The 6,288-nt window shown below is 54.8% G+C and carries 6 protein-coding genes; 5 read left to right on the top strand and 1 reads right to left on the bottom strand.

All coding sequences use genetic code 11. The annotated features are described in order from the left end of the window. The 3 genes from QZ197_RS09595 to QZ197_RS09585 form a co-directional block, all read left to right on the top strand. Window positions 1-1,134: TRAP transporter large permease subunit (locus tag QZ197_RS09595; RefSeq protein ID WP_296431687.1), on the top strand; the 1,134-nt coding region annotated here is incomplete at its 5' end. A gap of 18 nt (window positions 1,135-1,152) precedes the next feature. Beyond that, complete coding sequence (locus tag QZ197_RS09590; protein WP_296431685.1) at window positions 1,153-2,607, top strand: aldehyde dehydrogenase family protein; 1,455 nt, start codon at window positions 1,153-1,155, stop codon at window positions 2,605-2,607. A 95-nt stretch (window positions 2,608-2,702) separates the two neighbouring features. Next, window positions 2,703-3,215, top strand: a complete 513-nt coding sequence (locus QZ197_RS09585) for a hypothetical protein (protein WP_296431684.1) — start codon at window positions 2,703-2,705, stop codon at window positions 3,213-3,215. 32 nt (window positions 3,216-3,247) lie between these two features. Here QZ197_RS09585 and QZ197_RS09580 read toward each other — a convergent pair whose 3' ends face one another. Next, window positions 3,248-3,532 (bottom strand): DUF1330 domain-containing protein, encoded by a 285-nt coding sequence (locus QZ197_RS09580; protein ID WP_296431683.1) that lies wholly within the window; start codon window positions 3,530-3,532, stop codon window positions 3,248-3,250. 127 nt (window positions 3,533-3,659) lie between these two features. On the opposite strand from QZ197_RS09580, the gene QZ197_RS09575 reads away from it, so the two are divergent. Beyond that, a complete protein-coding gene (locus QZ197_RS09575; protein ID WP_296431682.1) occupies window positions 3,660-4,982 on the top strand; it encodes an NAD(P)-dependent oxidoreductase in 1,323 nt (440 codons plus the stop codon). Between the two features lie 2 nt (window positions 4,983-4,984). Continuing rightward, window positions 4,985-6,288 (top strand): NAD-dependent dihydropyrimidine dehydrogenase subunit PreA (preA, locus tag QZ197_RS09570; protein WP_296431681.1); only part of this gene is annotated, 1,304 nt, incomplete at its 3' end.

Genomic DNA, 6,288 nt, shown 5'->3' with positions numbered 1-6,288 from the left:
GATCAATCAGGCGTCGCGCAGCGCATGATGTATGCGATGCAAAAGCTGTTTGGCGGTTTGCGTGGCGGTCTGTCTCTGACCGTTCTGCTGATCGGCATCATCTTGGCGGCTTCAACTGGTGTTATCGGTGCATCCGTGACCTTGTTGGGTGTGATGGCTCTGCCTGCGATGATGGCGCAAAACTATTCCAAACCGATTGCGACGGGCACGATTGCTTCGGCGGGTACGTTGGGAATTCTCATTCCACCATCTATCATGCTGGTGATCATGTCTGACCAGTTGGCCATTAGCCTTGGTGACTTGTTTATGGGCGCGTTGTTCCCCGGGTTGATCTTGGGAACACTTTATATTGTGTTCATCGTCGTCTACGGCCTGATCAACCCAGATGCGATGCCCGTGCCTGAAAAAACAGACGAAGTTGGGTGGCCCGTCATTAAAGAGGTCTTGTTGGCCGTTATCCCGCCGATGTTCCTGATCTTGCTGGTTCTTGGATCGATCTTTGCAGGGATTGCGACCCCGACCGAAGCTTCTGGTTTGGGTGCTTTGGGTGCGACGCTTTTGGCGCTGTTCAACAGGCGCCTGAACTTTAAGGTCCTGCGCGAAGTCAGCCGTTCCACGTTGAATACGGCGGGTTACATCGTTGGTATCTTCTTGGCCGCGAACTTCTTTGCTTTCATTCTGCGCCGGTATGGCGGGGATGAGATCATCGAAGGGCTTGTGCTGTCATTCTTCGAAGATCCCTACGCGATTATCCTGTTCATCTTGTTCATCGTCTTCCTGCTTGGCTTCTTGCTGGACTGGATCGAGATCACGATCATTATTATGCCATTGATGCTGCCGATCATTCAGGGTCTCGGCATCGAGGCAGACATTCCGGGCTTTAACCAAGTGGCACAGCCCGTTGTGACGTGGTTCGCGATCTTAGTGGCGGTGACCTTGCAAACGTCGTTCCTGACGCCGCCTGTGGGCTTTGCGCTGTTCTACCTCAAGGGCGTGTGCCCTCCGGGTGTGACCATCGGCGACATCTACAAAGGTGTTATTCCGTTCGTGTTGCTGCAAATCCTTGGCCTGTTCATCGTGTTCGAATTCCCTGCTATCGTGACATGGCTGCCATCAGTGGCCTACGGCAACTAGAGAAACTGAAGGGCGGCGATGACCTTGCGACCTTTGAATATTGACCCAAGCAAATGCTTTATTGCAGGCGCTTGGGTTAATCCCATCGGGCAAGAGGTCTTGCCGCTTTTGAACCCTTCTGATGGCACGACCTTGTGCCAGATCGCTCGGGGAAAATCCGAAGACATCGATGCGGCCGTCAATGCGGCTGACGCAGCCCTAGCCGGTGACTGGGGCAAAGCCACTGCTGCAGAGCGCGGGCGCGTGTTGTCCACAATCGGGCGCGCCGTTCTGACACATGTGGATGAGCTCGCGAAGTTAGAGGCGGTGGACGTCGGTAAACCACTGGCCCAAGCCCGTGCCGATGTTCTCGCACTTGCCCGCTATTTGGAATTTTACGGCGGTGCCGCTGACAAAATTCACGGCGAAACGATCCCGTATCTGGATGGTTACACGGTCTATACATTGCGCGAACCGCATGGTGTGACAGGGCATATCATTCCTTGGAATTACCCGATGCAGATCATCGGACGTTCGGTTGGTGCAGCCTTGGCGATGGGCAACGCTTGTGTCTTGAAACCTGCCGAGGAGGCATGCCTTACCGCACTGGCCTTCGCCGAGATCGCGCATCAAGCTGGATTGCCCGCTGGCGCGCTGAACGTGGTGCCGGGTTTGGGTGCAGAGGCAGGTGCTGCATTGTCGGCGCATAAAGGCGTGCATCACATATCCTTCACAGGTTCTGTCGGCGTCGGCAAATTGATCCAAGCAACAGCGAGCGAAAATGTTGTGCCGGTCACGCTTGAATTGGGGGGGAAATCCCCGCAGGTCGTATTTGATGACGCGAATATTGACGCCGCTTTGCCGTTCTTGGTGAACGCTGGGATACAAAACGCAGGGCAAACTTGTTCGGCATCGTCACGTATTTTGGTGCAACGTGGGGTCTATGATCAGGTGGTTGCGGCGATGGCTGCCCGGTACAACGCATTGCGCGCAGGGCCCGCATTGGACAATCTTGATGTCGGACCGCTGGTATCTCCGCGCCAAAAGGAAATCGTCGAAGGCTTCATTGCCAAAGGCGCAGACCTAACCTGTGTTGCACGCGGGCAAATTATTGACGGTGCGCCGATAGGCGGGGCCTATGTGACGCCCACGCTGTTTGCAGACGTACCGCCAGATCATACATTGGCGCAGGACGAGATTTTTGGCCCTGTTCAGGTCATCATCCCCTTTACGGACGAAGCCGAAGCCATCGCAATTGCGAACGGCACGGCGTTTGGGCTGGTCGCATCCTGCTGGACCGAAAACGGCGCAAGACAAATGCGCATGGCGCGGGCATTGCGGGCAGGGCAGGTCTTCATCAACAATTATGGTGCTGGTGGCGGGGTAGAGTTGCCATTTGGCGGCACTGGCCTGTCTGGCCATGGTCGTGAAAAAGGTTTCGAGGCGCTTTACGGCTTTTCAACACTTAAGACAGTGGCGGTACTGCACGGATAGCCGCCCGATGTGTAGCGCACGGCCAACATCGTTCTGACCACTATCATTCCCCGCCGCATAGCTTATGGGGTGTCCTAGCTTTAGGAGAATGAACAATGGCATCTGAACACGGCGTTATAGAACTGGTTGCAGCGGCGCGGGTGACTGCAAAGGCGTCCGAGGATCGCATTTCAGAGGTTCAGCAGCTTGTTGACGCAGGGCAGGAAACTGATGCCCACGTCGAAGACCTTCGCGCGGCAACCATTGCGCTGGAATTGGCGGCCGTCGATTTATTTTCAACCTTCGAAGCGCGCATGCAGCACCATTTCAGGCGCGGCCCGTTCGCACGCAAACTGGTGACCATGTTGCGCGATGCCGGGCAAGATGAGCTCGCAGGCAAGTTCCATCAATATTATCTGGCGATCAATGTGCTGAAACACGGCAAAGGTGCCAGCCACCGCGAATTGTTAAATACGTCTAACCCGTTGTTTGACGTGAAGCCCGCGCTGGATAGTGTTGCAGACGCTGCGACGCAACAGGCGGGTCTTGTTGATGTTACTGCCCAAGGATTCTTTGATGGGCTAAGCGGGACTATTCTTGAAGCTTATCAGTTCCTCGAAAACAAATAGCTTTCGGTATCGGTGCCACACGGCGCGTTAAGTCAAACGCCTTCGACAAATTTGTAGTCGCGCGTCGACACTGGCAGCGCGAAACCAAGCGCTCGTTGGTAATCGGGGCTGTGGTAAAACGCTTTTGCGGTATCCATGTCAGCGAAACGAATGATCACGCAGCGATCACGGGATTCGCCCTCCATGACTTCTACAGCACCACCGCGCGCCAGAAATTCTCCGCCAAATTTGGCCACTGTCGGACCCGCAATTTCTGCGTATTTCGCGTATTCTTCCGCATTTTTGACGTCAACTTGAACGATTGCATAAACAGTCACGGGAATTCCTCTTTTTGTGGTGCATCAACATGGCCACGCACAAAGGCTGTTGTCGAGAAAAATTTTACCATTTGATAAAATAATTTTCTATGCCAAGGTAAAGATCAGATTTGCCGTTGGAGTAGCCATGAATAGCCAATTCACACCCGGTGTCGTTTCCGAACGCCTAAGCGCCGAAGACCTTTTAGATAATTTCAATGACCTGCATGCGCCTCTGGATCACCACGAGGCAGCGGTTGCGGCGGATCGCTGTTATTTTTGCCATGACGCACCGTGTATCACGGCGTGTCCTACGGATATCGATATCCCGCTTTTCATCCGCCAGATCAGTACGGGTACGCCCGAAGCGGCGGCTAGAACAATATTCAACCAGAACATTCTGGGTGGCATGTGCGCCCGCGTTTGCCCCACAGAGGATTTATGCGAACAAGCCTGCGTGCGTGAATTGGCCGAAGGCAAGCCGGTCGAGATTGGCCGCCTTCAACGGTTTGCCACCGACACATTGATGGCAAAAGATGTACATCCTTTTTCGCGCGCCGCACCAACCGGTAAACGTGTTGCGGTCCTGGGCGCAGGGCCTGCCGGTCTTTCTTGCGCGCACCGTTTGGCCCTGCTGGGACATGACGTGACGATCTATGATGCGCGCCCCAAAGCGGGCGGTCTGAACGAGTATGGGATCGCTGCATATAAATCGACGGATGATTTCGCCGCCCGCGAAGTTAACTGGTTGATGTCGATTGGTGGCATTTCGATTGAAGCGGGCAAAACTGTTACGATTGACGCAGTCGCTGATGCGTTTGACGCTGTGTTCCTTGGCGTGGGACTTGGCGGCGTGAATGCGTTGGGGATCGCGGGCGATGATTTGGGCGGCGTGTCTGACGCGGTTTCGTTTATCGAAGACTTGCGTCAATCAACCGATTTGGCGACCTTGCCGGTTGGACGCAATGTCGTTGTGATCGGCGGCGGAATGACGGCCATTGATGCCGCAGTACAATCAAAGTTGCTGGGCGCAGAGCAGGTCACTGTCGCTTATCGCCGTGGCCGCGAGGCCATGAGTGCAAGCAGGTATGAACAAGACCTTGCCGCGTCCAACGGCGTCAAATTATTGTTTAATGTCATGCCAACTGCCGTGCATGGCAACGGTGCCGCGACCGAAATCGAACTTGAATACACCCATGTCACAAACGGCAAACTGACAGGCACAGGCGAAAAGATCCGGATCGCCGCCGATCAGGTTTTCCGTGCGATTGGTCAAACCTTGACGATGAACGCCGGGCTTACGCTGAGCGGTGGAAAGATTGCAGTGACCGGCGCTGGTCGCACAAGCCGCGACGGCGTTTGGGCCGGAGGCGATTGTGCATCTGGTGGTGACGATTTGACCGTCACGGCAGTTGCCGAAGGCCGTGATGCTGCGATGGACATTCATGCAACCCTGACAGGAGATGTGTAATTATGGCTGATCTGACAACAGACTTTTTAGGCATCAAAAGCCCGAACCCGTTCTGGCTGGCTTCTGCGCCACCGACCGACAAAGAATACAATGTGCGCCGCGCTTTCGAGGCCGGATGGGGCGGTGTCGTTTGGAAGACACTTGGCTCCGAAGGACCGCCCATCGTGAACGTCAACGGCCCGCGGTACGGCGTTGTGCACGGCGCTGATCGCCGGGTGCTGGGTATGAATAACATTGAATTGATCACGGACCGCGATCTTTATGTGAACCTTGAAGAGATCAAGCGTGTCAAAGCCGACTATCCGGATCGCGCGATGATCGTGTCGCTGATGGTGCCTTGCGAAGAAGAGGCTTGGAAAGCGATCCTACCATTGGTCGAAGACACCGGCGCCGACGGGATCGAGCTGAACTTTGGATGCCCTCACGGCATGGCTGAACGTGGTATGGGGGCTGCTGTTGGGCAGGTCCCAGAGTATATCGAAATGGTCACGCGCTGGTGCAAGCAATACTATTCTAAACCAGTGATCGTGAAGCTAACCCCGAATATCACTGACATTCGCCAACCCGCAGCGGCCGCGATGCGCGGTGGGGCGGATGCAGTTTCACTCATCAATACGATCAACTCGATCATTTCGGTTGATCTTGACCATATGGCACCTGTTCCGACAATTGCGGGGAAAGGCTCGCATGGCGGCTATTGCGGCCCTGCAGTGAAGCCGATCGCGATGAACATGGTCGCAGAAATTGCACGTTCACCTGAAACGGCGCGCTTGCCGATTTCGGGGATTGGCGGGATTACCACTTGGCGCGATGCGGCCGAATACATTGCTCTTGGATGTGGCAATGTGCAGGTTTGCACGGCGGCAATGACCTATGGCTTTAAAGTGGTCCAAGAGATGATCAGCGGTCTGGATCAGTGGATGGATGAAAAGGGTCACAAGTCGATCGACGACTTTAAAGGCAGCGCAATTCCTAACGTCGTGGATTGGCAGCATCTTGACCTGAACTACATCGCCAAAGCGTCGATCAACCAAGATGATTGTATCAGTTGCGGGCGCTGCTATGCGGCTTGTGAAGACACATCCCACCAAGCTATCGCGATGTCAGCGGACCGCAAATTCAGCGTCATTGATGCTGAATGCGTCGCCTGTAACTTGTGCGTCGAAGTCTGCCCCGTAGAAAACTGTATTACGATGGTAGAGCAACAACCGGGCACAGTTGATGCGCGCACTGGCAAGGTTGTTGATGGCAACTATGCAAATTGGACAACACATCCAAACAACCCATCCGCGACGGCGGCTGAATA

The sequence above is a fragment of the Yoonia sp. genome, assembly GCF_017854415.1.
Taxonomy (GTDB): domain Bacteria; phylum Pseudomonadota; class Alphaproteobacteria; order Rhodobacterales; family Rhodobacteraceae; genus Yoonia.
Note: the sequence above shows the minus strand (reverse complement) of the source record. Positions and strands in the feature narration are given on the sequence as shown.